This window comes from Stutzerimonas stutzeri (genome assembly GCF_000590475.1).
In the GTDB taxonomy this organism is placed as follows: Bacteria; Pseudomonadota; Gammaproteobacteria; order Pseudomonadales; family Pseudomonadaceae; genus Stutzerimonas; species Stutzerimonas stutzeri_D.
This window is the reverse complement of sequence record NZ_CP007441.1, coordinates 4,455,831-4,474,192: the sequence shown is the minus strand read 5'-3', so window position 1 is coordinate 4,474,192 and position 18,362 is coordinate 4,455,831. Positions and strand designations below refer to the sequence as shown.

The 18,362-nt window shown below is 59.8% G+C and carries 16 protein-coding genes; 12 read left to right on the top strand and 4 right to left on the bottom strand.

Going from position 1 to position 18,362, the window contains the following annotated elements; genetic code table 11:
- Positions 1-10: 10 nt before the first annotated feature.
- The 3 genes from hslO (at position 11) to CH92_RS20275 (ending at position 3,486) form a co-directional block, all read left to right on the top strand.
- Positions 11-898 (top strand): Hsp33 family molecular chaperone HslO, encoded by an 888-nt coding sequence (gene hslO / locus CH92_RS20285; RefSeq protein ID WP_025243590.1) that lies wholly within the window; start codon positions 11-13, stop codon positions 896-898.
- A gap of 153 nt (positions 899-1,051) precedes the next feature.
- Positions 1,052-2,593: a phosphoenolpyruvate carboxykinase gene (locus tag CH92_RS20280; RefSeq protein ID WP_025243589.1), complete on the top strand. Its 1,542-nt coding sequence runs from the start codon at positions 1,052-1,054 to the stop codon at positions 2,591-2,593.
- 290 nt (positions 2,594-2,883) lie between these two features.
- Entirely contained in the window at positions 2,884-3,486 is a 603-nt protein-coding gene (locus CH92_RS20275; protein WP_025243588.1) for a nitroreductase family protein, read from the top strand.
- 82 nt (positions 3,487-3,568) lie between these two features.
- On the opposite strand, the gene CH92_RS20270 is transcribed toward CH92_RS20275, so the two are convergent.
- The gene (locus CH92_RS20270; protein ID WP_025243587.1) at positions 3,569-3,817 is read right to left on the bottom strand and encodes a DUF2790 domain-containing protein; all 249 of its coding nucleotides are present in this window, start codon (positions 3,815-3,817) and stop codon (positions 3,569-3,571) included.
- 493 nt (positions 3,818-4,310) lie between these two features.
- Here CH92_RS20270 and CH92_RS20260 point away from each other — a divergent pair, with 493 nt between their 5' ends.
- Both CH92_RS20260 and CH92_RS20255 read left to right on the top strand, forming a co-directional pair.
- Positions 4,311-6,236, top strand: a complete 1,926-nt coding sequence (locus tag CH92_RS20260; protein ID WP_025243585.1) for a RecQ family ATP-dependent DNA helicase — start codon at positions 4,311-4,313, stop codon at positions 6,234-6,236.
- 207 nt (positions 6,237-6,443) lie between these two features.
- Positions 6,444-8,078, top strand: a complete 1,635-nt coding sequence (locus tag CH92_RS20255) for a methyl-accepting chemotaxis protein (RefSeq protein WP_025243584.1) — start codon at positions 6,444-6,446, stop codon at positions 8,076-8,078.
- Between the two features lie 17 nt (positions 8,079-8,095).
- On the opposite strand, the gene CH92_RS22420 is transcribed toward CH92_RS20255, so the two are convergent.
- Positions 8,096-8,218 carry a hypothetical protein gene (locus tag CH92_RS22420; protein WP_256059228.1) on the bottom strand — a complete coding sequence of 41 codons (123 nt, stop codon included), beginning with the start codon at positions 8,216-8,218 and terminating at the stop codon, positions 8,096-8,098.
- Positions 8,219-8,576: 358 nt separating this feature from the next.
- On the opposite strand from CH92_RS22420, the gene CH92_RS20245 reads away from it, so the two are divergent.
- The 6 genes from CH92_RS20245 (at position 8,577) to CH92_RS20220 (ending at position 14,880) form a co-directional block, all read left to right on the top strand.
- Positions 8,577-9,494: an aldo/keto reductase gene (locus CH92_RS20245; RefSeq protein WP_025243582.1), complete on the top strand. Its 918-nt coding sequence runs from the start codon at positions 8,577-8,579 to the stop codon at positions 9,492-9,494.
- 32 nt (positions 9,495-9,526) lie between these two features.
- Positions 9,527-10,831 carry an NTP/NDP exchange transporter gene (locus tag CH92_RS20240; RefSeq protein WP_025243581.1) on the top strand — a complete coding sequence of 435 codons (1,305 nt, stop codon included), beginning with the start codon at positions 9,527-9,529 and terminating at the stop codon, positions 10,829-10,831.
- Positions 10,832-10,898: 67 nt separating this feature from the next.
- Positions 10,899-11,480, top strand: coding sequence for an Sbal_3080 family lipoprotein (locus CH92_RS20235; RefSeq protein ID WP_025243580.1), 582 nt, complete (start codon positions 10,899-10,901; stop codon positions 11,478-11,480).
- Positions 11,481-11,668: 188 nt separating this feature from the next.
- The gene (locus CH92_RS20230; RefSeq protein ID WP_025243579.1) at positions 11,669-12,094 is read left to right on the top strand and encodes an HPF/RaiA family ribosome-associated protein; all 426 of its coding nucleotides are present in this window, start codon (positions 11,669-11,671) and stop codon (positions 12,092-12,094) included.
- 153 nt (positions 12,095-12,247) lie between these two features.
- Positions 12,248-12,811 (top strand): hypothetical protein, encoded by a 564-nt coding sequence (locus CH92_RS20225; protein WP_025243578.1) that lies wholly within the window; start codon positions 12,248-12,250, stop codon positions 12,809-12,811.
- A 920-nt stretch (positions 12,812-13,731) separates the two neighbouring features.
- The gene (locus CH92_RS20220; protein WP_025243577.1) at positions 13,732-14,880 is read left to right on the top strand and encodes a sensor histidine kinase; all 1,149 of its coding nucleotides are present in this window, start codon (positions 13,732-13,734) and stop codon (positions 14,878-14,880) included.
- A 594-nt stretch (positions 14,881-15,474) separates the two neighbouring features.
- Here the strand turns inward: CH92_RS20220 and CH92_RS20215 are convergent.
- Together CH92_RS20215 and CH92_RS20210 are read right to left on the bottom strand one after the other, a co-directional pair.
- On the bottom strand, positions 15,475-15,687 hold the full coding sequence (locus tag CH92_RS20215; RefSeq protein WP_025243576.1) for a cold-shock protein: 213 nt from the start codon (positions 15,685-15,687) through the stop codon (positions 15,475-15,477).
- 432 nt (positions 15,688-16,119) lie between these two features.
- Positions 16,120-17,019 carry a LysR family transcriptional regulator gene (locus tag CH92_RS20210; protein ID WP_025243575.1) on the bottom strand — a complete coding sequence of 300 codons (900 nt, stop codon included), beginning with the start codon at positions 17,017-17,019 and terminating at the stop codon, positions 16,120-16,122.
- Positions 17,020-17,121: 102 nt separating this feature from the next.
- Here CH92_RS20210 and CH92_RS20205 point away from each other — a divergent pair, with 102 nt between their 5' ends.
- The gene (locus CH92_RS20205) at positions 17,122-18,360 is read left to right on the top strand and encodes a 3-hydroxyacyl-CoA dehydrogenase (protein ID WP_025243574.1); all 1,239 of its coding nucleotides are present in this window, start codon (positions 17,122-17,124) and stop codon (positions 18,358-18,360) included.
- Positions 18,361-18,362: the final 2 nt, after the last annotated feature.

Sequence of the window (18,362 nt, the reverse complement as noted above, 5' to 3'; positions counted from 1 at the left end):
TGAGCTTGGCATGTCCGATTACACCCAGCGTTTCCTTTTCGACGAAACCGATGTGCGTGGCGAGTGGGTTGGGCTCGAGCGCAGCTATGCCGAGGTTCTTGCCAAGCACAGCTATCCGGAGCCGGTCGCCCAGTTGCTGGGCGAGTTGCTCGCGGCGGCGGCTTTGCTGGTGGGTACGTTGAAGTTCGACGGTCTGATGGTGCTGCAGGCGCGGTCATCCGGCGCGGTGCCTCTGCTGATGGTCGAGTGCTCGAGCGATCGTGAGGTGCGCGGCATCGCCCGGTATCACGAAGAGCAGCTGACGCCAGGCGCGACCTTGTCCGAACTGATGCCTGAAGGCGTGCTGGCGATGACCATCGATCCGGCTAACGGGCAGCGTTATCAGGGGATCGTCGCGCTGGATGGCGTGACCTTGGCAGAAAGCCTGTCGAACTATTTTGCCTCGTCCGAGCAGTTGCCGACGCGCTTCTGGCTTGCCGCCGATGGCCGCCGTGCCTGCGGCATGTTGTTGCAGCAGCTGCCGGCTGATCGCATCCGGGGCGGTGAAGAGCGCGAAGCGAGCTGGCAGCACCTGCGCACTCTGGCTGATACCTTGTCGACCGAAGAATTGCTGGGTCTCGATACTCAGACCGTGCTGCATCGTCTTTACCATGAAGAGCAGGTCCGCCTGTTCGAGCCGCGTTCAATCGTTTTCCGCTGCAGCTGCTCGCGCGAGCGTTCGGCGAATGCGGTCATCAGCCTCGGTCAGCAGGATGCCGAAGAGCTCCTGCAGGAGCAGGGCGGGGCCATCACTATTGATTGCCAGTTCTGTAATCACAGCTACCGCTTCGATGCGGCCGATATCGCTCAGCTATTCGCTGGTGCGGGAACCCAAGGGCCTTCCGGCACGCGTCATTAAAGGGCGAGGGGCGTAGAACCTTTTCGCCATTACGCCCTCATACCCAGCGCAGCGTCGTTTCTGTCATAATCGCGCGCACTTTTTTTCGATGTAGTTCATTGTTTGGTGGGCTACAACAGCATGGAGGATTCGGCCTAGGCCGACGGAAAGCTCATGACGCAAGCTATTAACGCCGTGTACGTTGATATCAGCACCGCTCAGTTGATCGAAGAAGCCATCAAGCGCGGTGAAGGTGAACTGGCCGCCAATGGCGCGCTCGTTGTCAAGACTGGCCACCGGACCGGTCGCTCGCCAGCTGATCGCTATATCGTTGAAGAGCCCAGCACTCAGGATTCTATCGCCTGGGGCCCGATCAACCGCCCATTCCCTGCCGACAAATTCGATGCGCTATGGGAGCGCGTCGAGGCCTTTAACAAGGCGCAGGACCACTTCGTATCCCACGTGCATGTAGGCTCGTCCGAAGGTCACTACCTGCCTGTCAAGATGACCACCGCCACCGCCTGGCAGAACCTCTTTGGCCGCCAGCTGTTCATCAACCCGGAGCCGTACAACGCTGCCGGCAAAGATGAATGGCAGGTTCTTAATGTGGCCAACTTCGAATGTGTTCCCGAGCGCGACGGCACCAACTCCGACGGCTGCGTGATCATCAATTTCGCTGCGAAAAAGGTCCTGATTGCTGGCATGCGCTACGCCGGCGAAATGAAAAAGGCCATGTTCTCCGTGCAGAATTACCTGCTGCCGGAAGCCGATGTACTGCCGATGCATTGCGCCGCCAACATTGGCGAAGACGGTGACGTTACCCTGTTCTTTGGCCTTTCCGGTACCGGCAAGACCACCCTGTCTGCCGACGAGTCACGCTACCTGATCGGCGACGACGAGCACGGCTGGGGCACCGGTGTGGTGTTCAACATCGAAGGCGGTTGCTATGCCAAGTGCATCGATCTGTCCGAGAAGAACGAGCCGGTGATCTGGAAGGCCATCCAGTTCGGCACCGTGCTGGAAAACGTGGTGCTGAATGACGAGCGCGTCGCCGACTACACAGATGACAGCCTCACTCAGAACAGCCGCGCAGCCTATCCTCTGGAGTATGTCGAGAAGCGTTCCGAGAAGAACCTCGGTGGAGAACCGAACGCGGTGATCTTCCTGACCTGCGACCTCACCGGCGTACTGCCGCCCGTGTCGATCCTCAACGAAGAACAAGCGGCTTACCACTTCCTTTCAGGTTACACCGCCCTGGTCGGATCCACCGAAATGGGTTCTGGCAGCGGCATCAAGTCGACCTTCTCCACCTGCTTCGGCGCGCCGTTCTTCCCGCGTCCAGCCGGTGTCTATGCTGAGCTGTTGATCAAGCGCATCCAGGCGTTTGGCTCGAAGGTTTATCTGGTCAATACCGGCTGGACCGGTGGCGGTTACGGCGTGGGCAAGCGTTTCAACATCCCCACCACCCGTGCCGTGATCGCGGCGATCCAGAGCGGCGCGCTGATTGGCGCGGAAACCGAGCATCTTCCGATCATCAATCTGGACGTGCCGAAGGCCGTCGCCGGTGTCGACACCCAGCTACTGAACCCGCGCAACACCTGGGCTGATACCGGTGCCTACGATGAAGCAGCGAAGGAACTGGCGAACAAGTTCATCGAGAACTTCAAGAAGTTCGAGGTCTCTGATGCCATCAAGGCGGCCGGCCCGCAGCTCTAAGCTGTAGCGCACGTGCCTTGGAAAAGCCGCCTACGGGCGGCTTTTTTTGAGCCATCTGAAATTAAAGACAAGCTGTTGAGCACGTTGCGGGGCTTGGCTCTACCTCGTCTGTAACGCAGGGACGCAGCGTGGCTGTTTATCTCACCTCTTTAAGCCAGCGCTGACCGCTGAACCGCCGGTACCCAACGCATCGGGCAGATTGATGGATTCCATCAGCCAAGGCAGATGGATTCGATGATTGGCTGCGCATAGCATAGCGGCCTCGTTTATCCCTTTATTGGAGCTACGCCATGCAGATCGAAGAAGCCATTCAGACCCGTCGCGCCGTTAAAGTCTATGACCCTGCTTTCGAGCTTAGCCGCGAGGAAAAGGACGAGCTGCTGCAATTGACGCTGCTCGCCCCGTCGGCCTTCAACCTGCAACACGTGCGCTTCGTCGAGGTGAGCGATCCAAATTTGCGCGCGCAAATCCGTGAAGTGGGTTGGAATCAGGCGCAGATGACCGATGCCTCGATGTTGGTGGTGGTATGCGCTCAGGTCGATAGCTGGGAAAAGAATGTCCGTCGCGTTTGGGAAGGTGCTCCGGCCGAAGTGCAGGATTACATGGCCGGTGCCATCGACAACTACTACCGTGACAAGCCTCAGGTACAGCGTGACGAAGCCATGCGCAGCTGCGGCCTGATGGCCCAGACGTTAATGCTCGCCGCACGCGGAAAGGGTCTGGATTCCTGCCCGATGGATGGCTTCGATTTCGATGCCGTGGCCAAGCTCATCAACCTGCCGGAAAACCATGTCATCGCCATGATGGTCGCGGTCGGCAAGCGAGCCGCCGAGCCGAAGCCGCGGATCGGCAAGCTGCCGTTCGATGAAGTGATCATTCGCGATCGGTTCTAACCGGTTCCGCACAAGAGTAAACGGTTGAAGCGAGGCGCGCCGATCCTGCTCGGGCAGATCGGCAGCGGCTATTGCGCACCGGTCAGTTCTGGTTCTTGCAAGTATCGGCGAGTGTCCGGTAGGCCAGTTTCCGGATTTCGCCGGAAGAATCTCGATAGGTCATGACCGCGTCGGTCACTTCGCAGTAAGGCGTCGGTTTGATTTTGATGGTCATCACCGAGGCGATATCAAGCTTGGTGCCGTAGGTGTAAGGCTCGGCTTCGGCACTGTTGGCGTGAGCGAGCGAGGCGGCTGAGAGCAGCAGGGCAGCGGTAGCAAGGGTAACGCGCATGGCAGGAAATCCTGTTTTTGATCTATAGGTATGTCCTGTTCGCGGGGCGGGATCACCTGATCCGGCGGCGCTTGTGCTTGTTTTCAGGAGCCCGGCAATCGTAGAAGTTGCTAGCTTGCTAACGATAATTGCCGATTCCAATGCCGCCCATTGATCTAAACGGCTGGCCGTTTCGGTTGCTGGCTCGGCCGGATTACCAGCTGCCGCGCTGCCTTCACGCGTTTTCCAGACGGCTGACCGTTCCTGCCGCGCGGCTTTGCAGTACCGTCTCCTTCCTTTTGCTGCCCTTCGGCTCCGGCCGAACGAGCGACCCGGCATGATCGAGCAGGCTCTCGGCCTGACATTCCGCTACGACAGTTTTCGCATTGGCCGTGGGACGCCGGCTTTTCAAAACCATCGGCTCCTTTCTGGTGGATCGGTGAAGGGTGATCCACCCTACGCCGAGCCCCTCCGTTTGCTACCCTCCGACCTCCAGTCAAAGGAGTGACTCAGCATGATCGAACAGACCCTCAAGCAAACCTTCGGCTACGACGGCTTTCGCCCTGGCCAGGAACAGGCCATTCGCACTGTGGTGGCCGGGCGCTCGGCTGCCGCGATTTTCCCGACCGGGTCAGGCAAGTCGCTGTGTTATCAGCTACCGGCGCTGCTGCTACCGCACCTGACGTTGGTCGTCTCGCCGCTCTTGGCGCTGATGCAGGACCAACTGGCCTTTCTGCACCGCCATGGAATCGCCGCGGCCAGCATCGATTCTGCACAGAGCCGCGAGCAGGCCAACGAGACCATGACGCGCGCCAAGTCGGGCGAGTTGAAAATCTTGATGATTTCGGTGGAGCGCCTGAAGAACGAGCGCTTCCGCCACTTCATCAGTCAGGTGCCGATCTCGCTTTTGGTGGTAGACGAGGCGCACTGCATCTCCGAATGGGGACATAACTTTCGCCCGGACTATCTCAAGCTTCCGGACTACCAGCGCCAATTCAACATTCCACAAACACTGCTGCTTACCGCCACGGCGACGCCACCGGTCATCGCCGACATGCAGGCCAAGTTCGCCATTGCTGCGCAGGACGTGGTGACCACCGGATTCTATCGGCCGAACCTCAGCCTCCTGGTTGAGCCGGTCAGCGGGTTCAACAAGCAACGGCGGCTGGTGGAATGGCTGGCAGACAAGGGCGGCCAACCAACCATCGTCTACGTCACTCAGCAGAAGACCGCCGAGCAGGTCGCTGAACATTTGGCGTCGCGAGGCTTTCCCGCCAGTGCCTACCACGCGGGCATGGCCCACGAGCTGCGCGAATCGATCCAGCGCCGCTTCATGAGTGGCGAGCTCAACTGCATCGTCGCCACCATTGCCTTCGGCATGGGTATCGACAAGTCGGATATCCGCAACGTGGTGCACTACGACCTGCCCAAGTCGGTGGAAAACTACAGCCAGGAAATCGGCCGGGCCGGGCGCGACGGCGAACCGTCGGATTGCCTGGTACTGGCCAATCGCGACAGCCTCAACGTGCTGCAAAACTTCGTTTATGGCGACACGCCGGAACGCGAGGGCATCCGCTGCGTGCTCGACGAGCTTTTGCAAGCGGGCTCGAATGGGCAATGGGAGCTGATGCTCAACCAGCTGTCCGATCAGAGCAACATCCGCCAATTGCCGCTGAAGACCCTCCTGGTGCAACTGGAACTGCGGGGCATCATCGCCCCACGCTTCGCTTATTTCGCCGAATATCGCTTCAAGTATTTACTGGAACCAGAGGTGCTGTTGGCGAAGTTCGAGGGCGAGCGGCGGCAGTTTGTTGAGGCCATCGTGCACAGCTCGGCGTGGGCGAGAACCTGGTGCACTTTGGATTTCGATGCGCTCTATCAGCAGCACGGCGCCGACCGCGCCCGGGTGGTCAAGGCGCTGGAATACTTCCAGGAGAAAGGCTGGATCGAGCTGGAAAGCAAGCAGATGACCGATGTCTATGCGCTGCTGGACTCGAGCTTCGATACCGACGCTTTGAGTACCGAGCTGCATGCCTACTTCAAGCAGCATGAAACAAGTGAGATCACCCGCATCGATAACATGCTGGCGCTGTTCGAATCGCGCGAATGCCTCAGCCAACGGCTGGCGGCCTACTTCGGCGACCGGCGGGCGCCGCTGCAGTGTGGTCACTGCTCGGTCTGCCGCGGCCAGGTGGCGGAGCTTCCCGAACCGCCGTCCCTGGCGCCTCTCGCTGACGTTGATGTGGCGGGCCGGTGCGCGGATTTCAGCCAGCGTTACCGGCAACTCAAGGCCGGCGCGCCCACCGCTGAATGCCTGACGCGCTTTCTCTGCGGCATCAGCGTGCCGGTGTTCACCAAGCTCAAAGCACGGCAGATCTCCGGTTTCGGCTCGCTGGAGGCCTATCCCTACGCCGAAGTGCGCGAGCGGCTGGCGCGGTAGCGCCCGATCTTTCAGCGTGCCCGCCCATCCCATCTGTGATGTCTATCCAGCCGAGTGTTGCGGCGAGATGGCTGGGTTCATAGGCTGCGTTCGGCGTGGCTTGAGGGGCTCCGTCGTCCTCATCTGTGATTGTACAAATATCGACCAACCACCCTGTTGTCGCTGGCAGCGCGGCCGATAAAACGTACAAGCCTCAGGAGCTATGCCATGTCTCGCTTTTTTGCCGACCTCGGATTCCGCTGGAAAATAACCCTGCCTATCAGCGCGCTGGCCGTACTGCTGGCGTTGATGGGTGTTGTCGGTATGCACGGCATCGACCGGGTTGCCAGCTCGAGCGAGCAGTTGGCGACGCGTCACCTGCCGGGCATCAGCCTATTGCTCAATGCCGACCGGGATCTCTACCAGGCGCTTGTCGCAGAACGCAGTCTGCTCGACAGCGAGGCGGCCGAGCACTATCAAGCGCTCAAGGCCAGTCACGCGGAGAATCTCAAGCAGGCCTATGATCGCGTGCAGAAGTTCGCTGCCATGCAGCCTGGTGCCGAGGCGCTGGCATTGGTCGAGCAATTCAATCGCGGTTTTCAGCAGTGGTCGGAGTCCTCGCAACAGGTGATTGCACAGATCGATCGCGAGCCAGAAGCTGCCAGTACGCTGAGCTTCGGCGACAGCGAGGTGCGATTTGATGCCATGCGCGATGTCATCGACAAGCTTGGCGAGCTTGAAGACCAGGCGGCGAACGCCGAAGGCCAGCGTGCAATAGCTGAAGGCGCTGCGACGTCCATGCAGCAACTGGCCGTGCTGGTAGTCGGCCTGCTCGGCTGCGCGCTTTTGATCCTTGGCCTGCCTTTTGTGGTGCTACATCCGATGCGCCGCCTGCTTGATCGTGTTCAGCAAATTGCCGAGGGCGACGGCGACCTTCGCACCCGTTTAGAGGTGCGGTCGGCTGACGAGCTGGGTCAGTTGGGCAACGCATTCAACCGCTTTCTCGACAAGCTGCAACCCTTGATAGCAGAGGTCGGTCGCGTAACCGGCGAGGTCGATGCGGCAGCGCGCAGCATTGCCGATATGGCCGCGACCAACGATCAGCTGATCAGCGGTGAGCACGCAGCGGTGGATCAGGTCAGCACCGCTGCGACTGAAATGAGTGCAGCAGTTCATGAGGTGGCGCTCAATGCGCAAAACGCCTCGGATGCCGCGCGCAATGCGGATGCCCAGTCGCGTCAGGGGGCTGCGGTGGTCAGCAGTACCATCCAGTCGATCCGTCAGCTCGCCCAAGAGGTGGAAGGCGCTTCACAGACCATCGAAGCGTTGGCCGAAGAAGCCGCCAGCATCGGCGCCGTGCTCGAAGTCATTCGCGGCATCGCCGAGCAGACCAACCTGCTGGCGCTCAATGCCGCTATCGAAGCGGCAAGAGCCGGCGAGCAGGGGCGTGGTTTTGCCGTGGTTGCTGATGAGGTCCGAGCGCTGGCGGCCCGGACTCAGGAATCGACCAAGGATATCCAGTTACGCATTGAGCGACTGCAGGGTGGTGTCGCCAAGGCTGTACAGGCGATGCACGCCGGCAGCGGCAAGGCGCGCGACAGTGTCGAACGCGCTGCGGGTGTCGATCAGGTGCTGGCCGAGACCACCCATTCGGTTCAGCGTATCAACGATATGGCCGCGCAGATCGCGACGGCTTGCGAGGAGCAGAGCAGCGTCACCGAAGAGATCGCCCGTAACATCAGCGATATTCGCGATCTTTCCAACGATGCCGCCGCCAATTCCGGCCGGAGCATGCAGGCCAGTCAGCAGCTGTCGGCGCTGTCGCAGAGCCTGGCGACGCTGGTCGGACGCTTCCGCGTTTAAGCTTCAGGCTGCCGCTGTTAGACGCCGGCTTTCGCGCCGGCGTCGAGCGCGTTCCAGAGCAATTTGCCGAGCCCGGTATCGTCTGGCAGTAGCAGTAGACTTAGCAGGAACACCAGAATCAGGCCCAGCGCATAGGCCATGCTGATCAGTCGCTTTCTTCTGCTCCGGCGTGGTCTTGGCGCAGGGGTAGCCGGCATACGGGCGCGCCGGGAAGGGTTCGGGTGCATCATTGTCTCGATAGGGCGGGGCCGGTAGGCGGTTGGAAGCCCATTCGGCACAGGCCGATGGCGATGCGCAGTTAAACGCAAATGAAATCATATTGCCACTATGACTGCGCTTATCCGATGAAGTGATTCTTTACATGGCTGGCGGCCTTTTCCGCATTCATGCAGGCAACTGAAACAAACGGAAAAGCTCTTATTCAGGGGCTGGCCGGTGGTTTCGGCTGCGTCGACCATACTCAAGCCTCGATACGCCGACCGAACCGGAGAACCGCCCATGCAGACGCGCCGCCAGCTGCTCCATCGTTCCGCCCTGTTAGCCACCATTGCCGCCTGTGGCACCTTATGGCCGTTGTTCGCCCGAGCTGCCGAACCGTTGCGCATGCGCAAGATTCCAACCTCGGGCGAATTACTCCCGGTGGTCGGGCTGGGCACCTCCCGTACCCACGACATCAGCCTCGACGATAGTGAAATGCAGGACCTGCTCGAGGTGCTGAGGGTATTAGTCGAAGGCGGCGCCAAGCTGATCGACACCGCTCCGAGCTATGGCAATGCCGACCGAGTGGTGGGCGAACTGGTTCAGCGGCAGAGCGCACGCGAGCAGGTGTTCCTCGCCACCAAGGTATCGTCCACTGGCCGCGAGCGTGGCCTCGCGCAGATCGAGGACAGCTTCAAGGCACTGCAGACCGACACCATCGACCTGATCCAGGTGCACAACCTGCAGGACACCAGCACTCAGCTCGGCCTGCTGCGTGAGCTCAAGGAGCAAGGCCGCATCCGCTATATCGGGGTGACGCACTATGTCGAATCCGCGCATGACCGATTACTCGAGGTGCTCAAGCAGGAGCCTGTCGACTTCGTCCAATTCAACTACTCGGTCAGCGAGCGCAATGCCGAGAAGCAGCTGTTGCCGTACTGCGCCGACAACGGTATCGCGACGCTGATCAACCGACCCTTTACCCGTGGCAACCTGCTCTCGCGGGTGAAGGGCAAGCCGCTGCCGGCGTGGGCGGCCGAGATCGACGCCAGTTCCTGGGCGCAACTGCTGCTCAAGTTCATCCTGGCCGAGCCAGCCGTCACCGCGGTGATCCCCGCAACCTCCACGCCGCGCTATATGGCCGACAACATCCTGGCTGGGCAGGGCCGGCTGCCGGACGCGCGCCAGCGGCAACTGGTCGTTGAAGCCTTCCAGTAACTGCCGTTGCGCGGGATGCCTTCGGAGGCTGAATGATGACTTCGCTTGCCGCGCGGGCTTCCGCGCTGATCAACGCCCGCCCTGGTGAGCTGAAAGCGGCGCTGGCCGGTTTCGGTCTGTTCTTTTGCCTGTTCGCTGGCTATTTCATGCTGCGGCCGATCCGCGAGTCGATGGGTATCCAGGGCGGCGTCGACAATCTGCAGTGGCTGTTCACCGCGACCTTCTTCTCTATGCTGCTGGCCGTGCCGCTGTTTGCCTGGCTCAACTCGCGCGTGGCACGCATTCATTACATCGATTGGGTGTACGGCTTCTTCTGCCTCAACCTGCTGCTGTTTGCCGGGCTGTTCTTTGTTCTGGGCGACAGCATCTGGCTGGCGCGGGTGTTCTACGTGTGGATCTCGGTCTACAACCTGTTCGTGGTTTCGGTGGCCTGGAGCCTGATGGCCGACGTGTTCGATGCGCCTCAGGCACGCCGTCTGTTCGCCTTCATCGCAGCTGGAGCCAGCGTTGGGGGGCTTGTCGGGCCGGCTCTGAGCGCCTTGCTGGTGGGCCTGCTTGGGCAGTTCGGCCTGATGCTGCTGGCGGCGCTGCTGCTGGCGGCTGCGGTGGCGATCAAGCACTACCTGATGGCGTGGCGCGAGGTGCTGGGCGCTGGCCGACCCGGCGCCGAACATGCCGAAAGCCCGCGGCGGCCGGTCGCCGGCAATCCGTTCAGCGGTCTGACGCGGGTGCTGGGTTCCAGCTATCTGCTGGGCATTGCTGCCTTTGTCCTGCTGCTGACCACGGCCAGCACCTTTCTTTACTTCGAGCAGGCGCGATTGGTCGCCGAGCTGTTCCCGGACCGCGCTGAGCAGGTGCGGGTATTCGGCGTGATCGACTTCGTCGTGCAGGCCGGCGCACTGTTGTCCCAGCTGTTCATCACCGGACGCATCGCCCAGCGCCTCGGGGTACGGGTGCTGCTGGTGGCGGTGCCGGCATTGGTCTGCCTGGGTTTCATCGGCTTGGCGATGGCCCCGACTTTCGCCGTGCTGGCTGCGGTGATGATTGTGCGAAGGATCGGCGAGTACGCCTTCGTGCGACCGGGGCGGGAAATGCTCTTCGCACCGCTGGACGCGGAGAGCAAATACAAGGCGAAGAACTTCATTGATACCGTGGTCTATCGTGGCGGCGACGCTATGAGCGGCTGGGTCAAGAGCCTGCTCGACAGCCTCGGCCAAGGTGCGGTGCTAGTCGCCCTGGTCGGCGCCGTCTGTGCCGCGGTGTGGGGTGCCGTGGGCTGGTTCCTCGGTGGGCGTGCCGATCACGTCAATACAGAGAAGCTGGCGGGGCGCGACTAACGGTGCGAGGCGGCTTAGATCGATTGATGGCAAAATGCCTGCTCTCTCATTCGGACAGGACGTCACCATGCGCGCCGCCCCGCTGTTTTTGCTTATCGCGACGCTTTCCATCACTGGCTGCAGTATCAAGCAGACCGTCACGCCTGCCAGCCTGTCCGCCGAGCTGGCTCCGGAAATCTGCACGATTCCCGCAGTGGGCCTTCGCGACGGTTTTAACACCACCTACCAGCAGTTGCTCAGGGACAAAGGCTTCAAAATCCGCCAGTTGGCTGCTGGCAGCAGCCCGGAGCGCTGCCCGCTCAGCACCACCTATACCGGCACCTGGCGTTGGGATCTGCTGCTTTATATGAACTACGCCGACATCCGCGTCTTCGAGAGAGGCCGCCAAGTGGGCCAGGCCGAATATGACGCGCGCTGGGGCAGCGGCCGGTTGGACAAGTTTATCAGCGCTGAAAACAAGATCGCCGAACTGACCCACCAGCTCTTCCACACTAGTGCCCGCGGGCTTGGAACGGCCGGTCCCCAGGTCGCCGAGAGCACGCCGCTGAGCAAGGACGCCTACCGCGCGCAGCAACTGCAGCGGTTGCTGAGTGAAAACCTGCCCTACGAGGAATACCAACGCCGCTATCGGCAGCTGACAGAGGAGTAGCGCGCGGCTTGATAGCAGTAAATGACTCATCATGACTGGCTCCGCCACTCCCTCTGCAATGGTTCACTGACCTGCGGCAGGTGGGGCAATCCTGCCCAGGCGAGAATCCAGCCAGACGAAGCCGCTGAACCTCGGCGGTACAGGCGCCTCGAACCTAAGTAGGTACGTCATAAACCAGGAGTAGTCGCATGCATGTTCAAGTCAACAGCCATCACATCCCCGGTAGCGTCGAGTTGCATGAGTGGGTAGGGTCGACCATAGAGGAGCGGCTGGAGCGATTCGACGAGTTCCTCACCCGGGTCGAGGTGCACGTCAGCGACGAGAACGCACAAAAGGCTGGTGCCGATGACAAGCGCTGCCAAATAGAAGCGCGGCCCAAGGGCCACCAAGCCGTCTCGGTGACCCATAAGGCTGAGTCGGTGCAGTTGGCTGTCGACGGCGCCGCTGAGAAGATGCGCCATGCCCTCGAACACCTGATGGGCAAGTTGGACACCAAAGTATTGTCGGCTGGTGAGATCAACGATCCGTTGCTTGACGAGCAACCGCAGGCCGTCAAGGACGCGATGCTCGAAGAGGAATTCCTGGAAAAGCAGGATGAACTCGATAAGCCATGAGCCCACGCCCCGCCTGATGTCCGGTGGGGAGCACGCTTGAGCTCCGATACAGCTCCCGAATGACGGCCGCCGCTGCGCGCGGCAGCCGTCGGATTTGCGGAACCGGCAGACCGGACGGCTTTCGAAGCCTTATCCCTCTTTTCGGTTACCTCCATGCAGATCATTCTGGTGCGTCACGGTCGACCCGCTCATTCGGCCGCGCCCTGGAGCACGCCGGCCGGCATGAAAGCCTGGGTCGAACGTTACAACGCCGCGAACATAGCCGCTGATGAGCGTCCCGAGAGGCTTGTGCAGCTCGCCGGCTCGGTTGGGGCGGTGCTATGCAGTTCATTGTTGCGGTGCGTGGAATCGCGCTCATGCCTAAGCTGTGAATGCGGCATTGAACCCGATCCCTTGTTCGCCGAGGCGCACCTGCCATACCCGGACTGGCCCGTTCCGTTGTTGCCCTCCCGTGTCTGGCGGGTAGCTTTTCGCACGGCCTGGTTCTGCGGGTTCGCCGATCATACCGAGCACGTTGACGAGTCGACCCGGCGTGCCGGCGCCGCCGCCGAAAAGCTGATCCAGCTGGCTGAAGCGCACGAAAGCGTGCTTCTTATCGGGCATCGGGTCATGAACGTGCTGATTGCAAAACAGCTGCGCAAGCGTGGCTGGCGCGGCCCGGCGTTGCCGCTCCTAACGAAGTATTGGGAACCCAGTCATTACCACAAGCGCCTTTGACCTGTGCCACCCATCCCCCTGCTAAGAACTAATACGTATCGATAGTAGGGCTATTGGCTGCGCTCGGAGCTTTCAGGTTGCAGGACCTGCAAGCGTCGCTCGTCTCGATGCGCCGAGACGCCGCCAGCATGGCGAATGTCCCTTATTCCGGGGCTTACAGCGTGGTTGGCCCGTAATCATCGGTTCCGATAGTGGTGCTCATTGCGCGCTTCATAATGGGCGAGACGATGCGGGTATAGCCAAAGGCTTACAAAAGGTTGCGTCGATCACCGCTTTAGCTTGCTGCGGCGAATGATTAATCTACACCCACTCTGAAGCGCAGGACGCGCTCAGGATCAGGAAGATCGACCACTGCCAGGACGGCGCTCGAAAGGATTCGATACGGTCAGGAAAAAACCCGCTTCGGCGGGTTTTTTGCATTCTGAACATCGGCTTGTTTATCGCCAGTCATGAAACAAGCGCTGGTTCGCTCGTGCGACCGATCTGATTAGGCTGGCCTAGGCTCTTGGGATGCTGTTGGCTAGCAAGCGCGCCGGGGTGGCGAACTGCGCGGCTTTTCACCATCTCTAATCGATGAATAAGCTGCATGCAATTTGTTGTTATGCCTCGCGTATTGCGTTAACGCGGCCACCTTCTGAACGCCTAAAAACGATGCCTAACACTTCGGCATGGAAGAGTAATAACACCTCAGTGGGTTGAACGCGCCGCGCCATGTTGTTTTTACCGATTCGTTTTATATCCGTCGGTCGGAGTCGGCACAATAAAACAATTGGCCGTGATGGCTATACGATACTATCGTTTCTCTCCTTCAATCCCATGCTGTTAGTGGCAAGTAATGCCAATACAGCACCGGCAAACCCCGCCCAGTTTGACGTCCCTGCGCCGAGTTGACCGCCCCTTTATTGCGGAGCTATACCCCGATGCGCCTTGCCCATTTCATCATCAGTAATCTCGAGCCGATTCTGCAGGCATGGGAAGACTTCGCCAAAAGCATTACGCCAGCAACCAGAGCGATGGATTCGGTTGAACTGCGCGACCATGCCGAGCAAATGCTTAGAGCCATTGCGGCAGATCTGCAAACGCCGCAGACGCTCGCTGAGCAAATCGACAAATCTAAGGGCAATGCGCCGGACCGCGAGGACGAAACCGCCGCCGAAACGCACGCGGTGACTCGTCTGGTAGCCGGCTTCACCATCGACCAAATGGTCTCTGAATATCGCGCCTTGCGCTCTAGCGTGTTGATGCAGTGGCTTCGTGAAATCAAAAGCGGCACGGATTTCGAAGTGGAAGACATGATCCGGTTTAACGAGGCCATCGATCAGGCGCTCGCTGAGTCGATCGCAAGTTACTCGCGGGCTGTGGAGGCATCGAGAAATGTTTTTCTCGGTATTCTCGGACACGATTTGCGCACGCCGCTGGGCGCAATACTGCTCGGCTCCGAGGTGCTGCTTCGGGCCGAGGAAATGGGGATCCGGCAGACCAAGATCGCGTCGCGCATCTATACCAGCGTCAAGCGGGCAAACAAGATTGTCAGCGATCTACTTGACTTTACCCGCTCGCAAATTGGCACCGGCATCCCCGTACAGATGACAGAAACCAACCTGACGTTCATATGTGAAAGCATGGTCGAGGAAGTTCGTGCTTACCATCCGCAATGCAATATTGTCCTTGAATCAAGCGCGGAGCTGATTGGCCAATTCGATGCGTCGCGGATGGAGCAGGTGTTTTCCAACCTGATCGGTAATGCCGTTCAGCATGGAAACGAGACCTCGCCAATCATCGTCAGCCTCCAGGCTGATCGCGGCTTCGCGGTGTTTTCGGTACGCAACCAGGGCGAACCGATAGCCGAAGAGGCGATCCCCTACATTTTCAACCCCATGAGCCGGCATTCTCAGTACGCCGCAGGCGAACATGGGCCCAACTCAGGGCTGGGGCTTGGTTTGTATATCGCCGGTGAAATCGTCGCGGCGCATCAGGGGCGTATCGAGGTGGATTCAAAAGCCGACCAGGGCACCGTCTTCACCGTCAGGTTGCCAATGGCTACGCCGGTATGCGGGAACGAGGCGTGACGGCTAGCCGGTTGCGTGACGCGTGCTGATCGGTATGGATGTCGGGAGGCAAGCCCGCATAACAGGCTATCAACAAGAGCGGTTGCAGGTGATGCATGCATTTATCGCGACCGCTCAGCCGGTTAGATATCTCGCTGGCAAAACGGCCCAGTCAGCTTCGGTAGTAGTCCGATCCATATACCAATCGCAGGCTGCACCAATCCATGAGTGCCAAGTAGCGTTTTCCCTCATGGTCTGCCGCAGTGTTTGAGCGGATGGACGCAATGCTGGCCAACCCAGAAGCAATCGACATGGGACGCTACACCGTTGAGCACCGTCTCGGTGGCCTCAGATGAGGCCGACTTGTTGATGGTCAGAGCCGTTCAGCGTCGCGCGATATTGTTAGCGGTACACGCCTAAAACAAACCATCGAGCCGCGACGTACTAGGGGGCGTAATGAAAGGGTCGAGCTATTGGCCGGAGCACGCCCTGCACTGTTTTATAGCCGAAAAAGCAAATGCCCCGAACCAGTCGGGGCATTTGCTTTTATCTACCGCTGCTTTGCGTGCTGTTTTTACATAGCCAGCGAAGCGGGGTTTTCCATACCAGGCGCCTTTAAGAGACTTGAACCTGATCGGCCTGCATCCCTTTCTGACCTTTGGTGGCCATGAAAGAGACCGCTTGGCCTTCGCTCAGGCTTTTGAAACCTGAGCTTTCGATCGAACGGTAATGAACGAACAGGTCTTCACTTCCATCAGTCGGAGTGATGAAACCGAAACCTTTCTCATCGTTGAACCACTTTACTGTGCCATTTTGACGATCAGACATGATGTATTTCCCAAGTTGTTTTTTAGGCTGCGACACTAAACATTCAGCGCCGAGACTGAGAAGCTAGAAGCAAAACGAACCAAGGAGATGAAACTGATGAAACATCAAGCTGGGTGTCGAAGTGTTAATTGCGAAGCAGTGCGAGGCAATATACGCAGATAAAGAAATAAGTACAGATATATATTTTTATTTGTATTTATATAGCTAGATAGGTAGCAAAGATTATCCGTTCGGTGAAGTTAAGCGGCTGTTAATTATCGGTATTATTCGACAGGAACCGTTTGTCATTGAGGCGCTTCCATGCAGTGTTCCGCAGGCCTTGGATTGGAGGCCCCTTGCTGTCCGGCCAAGTCATCATCCCCTCGCTCGTTGAAAAGAAATTTTATTTCCGCATCGAGTCGTTCAGGATGCCCATTGCTCGTGCGAACGGCTTCATTGGCGCGAAACGGCCACGATCTGCTCGATCAGCCACTGCAATGCGGCATCCCGTTCACGCTGGGCGACGCTGACGATATCCAACTGAAAGGCGCCGAGGTCGAACGGCAGATCGAACAGTCGTAAGGGCAACAGCTTCGCGAAATGCCGGGCGAGCTGGGTTGGAAGCACGGCGGCCAGATCGCTGCTGGCGACGATGTGGGCGGCCTGGAGGTAGTTGGGCGTGGTGTAGACGACGTCGCGAGCCAGGTCGTGGTCTTCCAGCCATTGATCGACCATTCCTCGGGTCTGCCCGCCATGGACCCACAGGTGGCGCAGGCGCAGAAATGCCGGAAGATCGAGCGTGTCGCCGACCAGCGGATGGTCCTGGCGTAGCGCGATTTGCAAGGTTTCGTTGGCCCAGCGGCGAGTGTGGAAACGGGTGGGCACGTCGTGAAAGCGGCCCAGCACCAGATCCAGTTCGCCATGATCCAGCGCTTCGGCCGGCAGCGACGGTGTCAGGTGCTTGATCGCCAGCTGGATCCCCGGTGCCACGTTTGCCAGATGCGCCATCAGCGCTGGCATGCAGATCAACTCGACGTAGTCGGTCACGGCAATGACGAAGCGCTGGCGGCTAGTGGTTGGATCGAAGAAGTCACCGGCATTGAGCGTGTGCTCGATCTGCTGCAGCGCATCGCGGATCGGCGCCTCCAGGCTCAGCGCCCGGGGCGTGGGTTGCATGGTGCGGCCGACGCGTACCAGCAGTGGGTCGTCGAGCAATTCACGCAGGCGATTGAGCGCATTGCTGACAGCCGGTTGGCTGAGTGAAAGCCGCTCGGCGGCACGAGAGACGTTGCGATCACGCAGCAGGGCGTCTAGTACGCGGAGCAGGTTGAGATCGAAGCTATAGATATTCATCGGATGAATCGGAAGTATCACAAGACTAAATTTCAAAAATAGTAGCGTCTTCATCTAAGGTAGGTCTTCTGTTTTTTCTGCCTTGCGACGAGGACTGCTGCAATGAGCCAAACCCGCTTCGATATCCAGACCGCCGCCGTGATTGGTGCGGGCACCATGGGCCGCGGTATCGTCATGAGCCTGGCCAACGCCGGCGTGCAGGTGCTGTGGCTGGATAACAACCCCGAGATGCTGGAGCAGGCGCTGGGCGTGGTGGCTGACACCTACGCGCACAACGTGCGCCAGGGTCGCATCGACGAGACTCAAGCGGCTGCGCGACGGGCTTGCATCAGCAAGGCGGCGGATTACCAAGCGCTGGCCGATGTCGATCTGGTGATCGAAGCGGTATACGAAAACCTCGAACTCAAGCAGAACATTTTCCGCGAGCTAGACGGCATCGTTAAGCCCACCGGCATTCTTGCCAGCAACACCTCGGCGCTGGACATCGATGCCATCGCTGCCGTTACCGCGCGCCCGGAGCAGGTCGTGGGCCTGCACTTCTTCAGCCCGGCGCACATCATGAAGTTGCTGGAAATCGTCCGCGGCGCGAAGACCTCGAAAGCGGTACTGGACGCGTCCACCAACTTGGGCAAGCGCATGGGCAAGGTCAGCGTGATCGCTGGCAACTGCCAGGGTTTCATTGGTAACCGCATGCTCGCCACCTACGTACGCGAGGCACGCATGATGCTGCTCGAAGGCGCTTATCCGCATCAGGTAGATGCTGCGCTGCAGGCCTTTGGCTTCGCCATGGGGCCGTTCCGCATGTACGACGTGGTCGGTATCGATCTGGAGTGGCGCGCCCGCGAACTGGCTGGTAAGGGTCAGGACGAGCCGGAGGTACAGGTCGACAATCGCCTCTGCGAGCTGGGTCGTTTCGGTCAGAAATCTCGCATGGGCTACTACCGCTACGCTGAGGGCAGCCGCCACGCTGAGCACGATCCGGAGGTGGATGCGCTGGTGCAGCGCGAGTCCGAGCGCCTCGGATTCCAGCGCCGCGATATCGGCACTGAGGAAATTCTCGAACGCTGCCTGCTGGCGTTGGTCAACGAGGGGGCGAAGATCCTTGAGGAAGGCATGGCCGAGTCCAGTACCGATATCGACACCGTCTACCTCAACGGCTATGGCTTCCCGGCGGAAGTTGGTGGGCCGATGACCTGGGCCGATCGCCAGGGTCTGCCGGCCATTCGTGATCGCCTCAGCGCCTTGGCCGAGCGTCACGGCGAGCACTGGCAGCCTGCCGAGCTGATCGAAAGCCTGGCCACCCTAGGCGGCCGTTTCGTCGATTACAAGAAGGAGGCTTGAGC

What these genes read in the sequence shown, in the direction of transcription:
- CH92_RS20235 (WP_025243580.1), top strand. Translation starts at nt 10,899, where the DNA reads ATGCGCGCCGCCCCGCTGTTTTTGCTTATCGCGACGCTTTCCATCACT.
- hslO (WP_025243590.1), top strand. Translation starts at nt 11, where the DNA reads ATGTCCGATTACACCCAGCGTTTCCTTTTCGACGAAACCGATGTGCGT.
- CH92_RS20210 (WP_025243575.1), bottom strand. Translation starts at nt 17,019, where the DNA reads ATGAATATCTATAGCTTCGATCTCAACCTGCTCCGCGTACTAGACGCC.
- CH92_RS20205 (WP_025243574.1), top strand. Translation starts at nt 17,122, where the DNA reads ATGAGCCAAACCCGCTTCGATATCCAGACCGCCGCCGTGATTGGTGCG.
- CH92_RS20270 (WP_025243587.1), bottom strand. Translation starts at nt 3,817, where the DNA reads ATGCGCGTTACCCTTGCTACCGCTGCCCTGCTGCTCTCAGCCGCCTCG.
- CH92_RS20255 (WP_025243584.1), top strand. Translation starts at nt 6,444, where the DNA reads ATGTCTCGCTTTTTTGCCGACCTCGGATTCCGCTGGAAAATAACCCTG.
- CH92_RS20225 (WP_025243578.1), top strand. Translation starts at nt 12,248, where the DNA reads ATGCAGATCATTCTGGTGCGTCACGGTCGACCCGCTCATTCGGCCGCG.
- CH92_RS22420 (WP_256059228.1), bottom strand. Translation starts at nt 8,218, where the DNA reads ATGGCCTATGCGCTGGGCCTGATTCTGGTGTTCCTGCTAAGTCTACTG.
- CH92_RS20260 (WP_025243585.1), top strand. Translation starts at nt 4,311, where the DNA reads ATGATCGAACAGACCCTCAAGCAAACCTTCGGCTACGACGGCTTTCGC.
- CH92_RS20280 (WP_025243589.1), top strand. Translation starts at nt 1,052, where the DNA reads ATGACGCAAGCTATTAACGCCGTGTACGTTGATATCAGCACCGCTCAG.
- CH92_RS20230 (WP_025243579.1), top strand. Translation starts at nt 11,669, where the DNA reads ATGCATGTTCAAGTCAACAGCCATCACATCCCCGGTAGCGTCGAGTTG.
- CH92_RS20215 (WP_025243576.1), bottom strand. Translation starts at nt 15,687, where the DNA reads ATGTCTGATCGTCAAAATGGCACAGTAAAGTGGTTCAACGATGAGAAA.
- CH92_RS20245 (WP_025243582.1), top strand. Translation starts at nt 8,577, where the DNA reads ATGCAGACGCGCCGCCAGCTGCTCCATCGTTCCGCCCTGTTAGCCACC.
- CH92_RS20240 (WP_025243581.1), top strand. Translation starts at nt 9,527, where the DNA reads ATGATGACTTCGCTTGCCGCGCGGGCTTCCGCGCTGATCAACGCCCGC.
- CH92_RS20275 (WP_025243588.1), top strand. Translation starts at nt 2,884, where the DNA reads ATGCAGATCGAAGAAGCCATTCAGACCCGTCGCGCCGTTAAAGTCTAT.
- CH92_RS20220 (WP_025243577.1), top strand. Translation starts at nt 13,732, where the DNA reads ATGCGCCTTGCCCATTTCATCATCAGTAATCTCGAGCCGATTCTGCAG.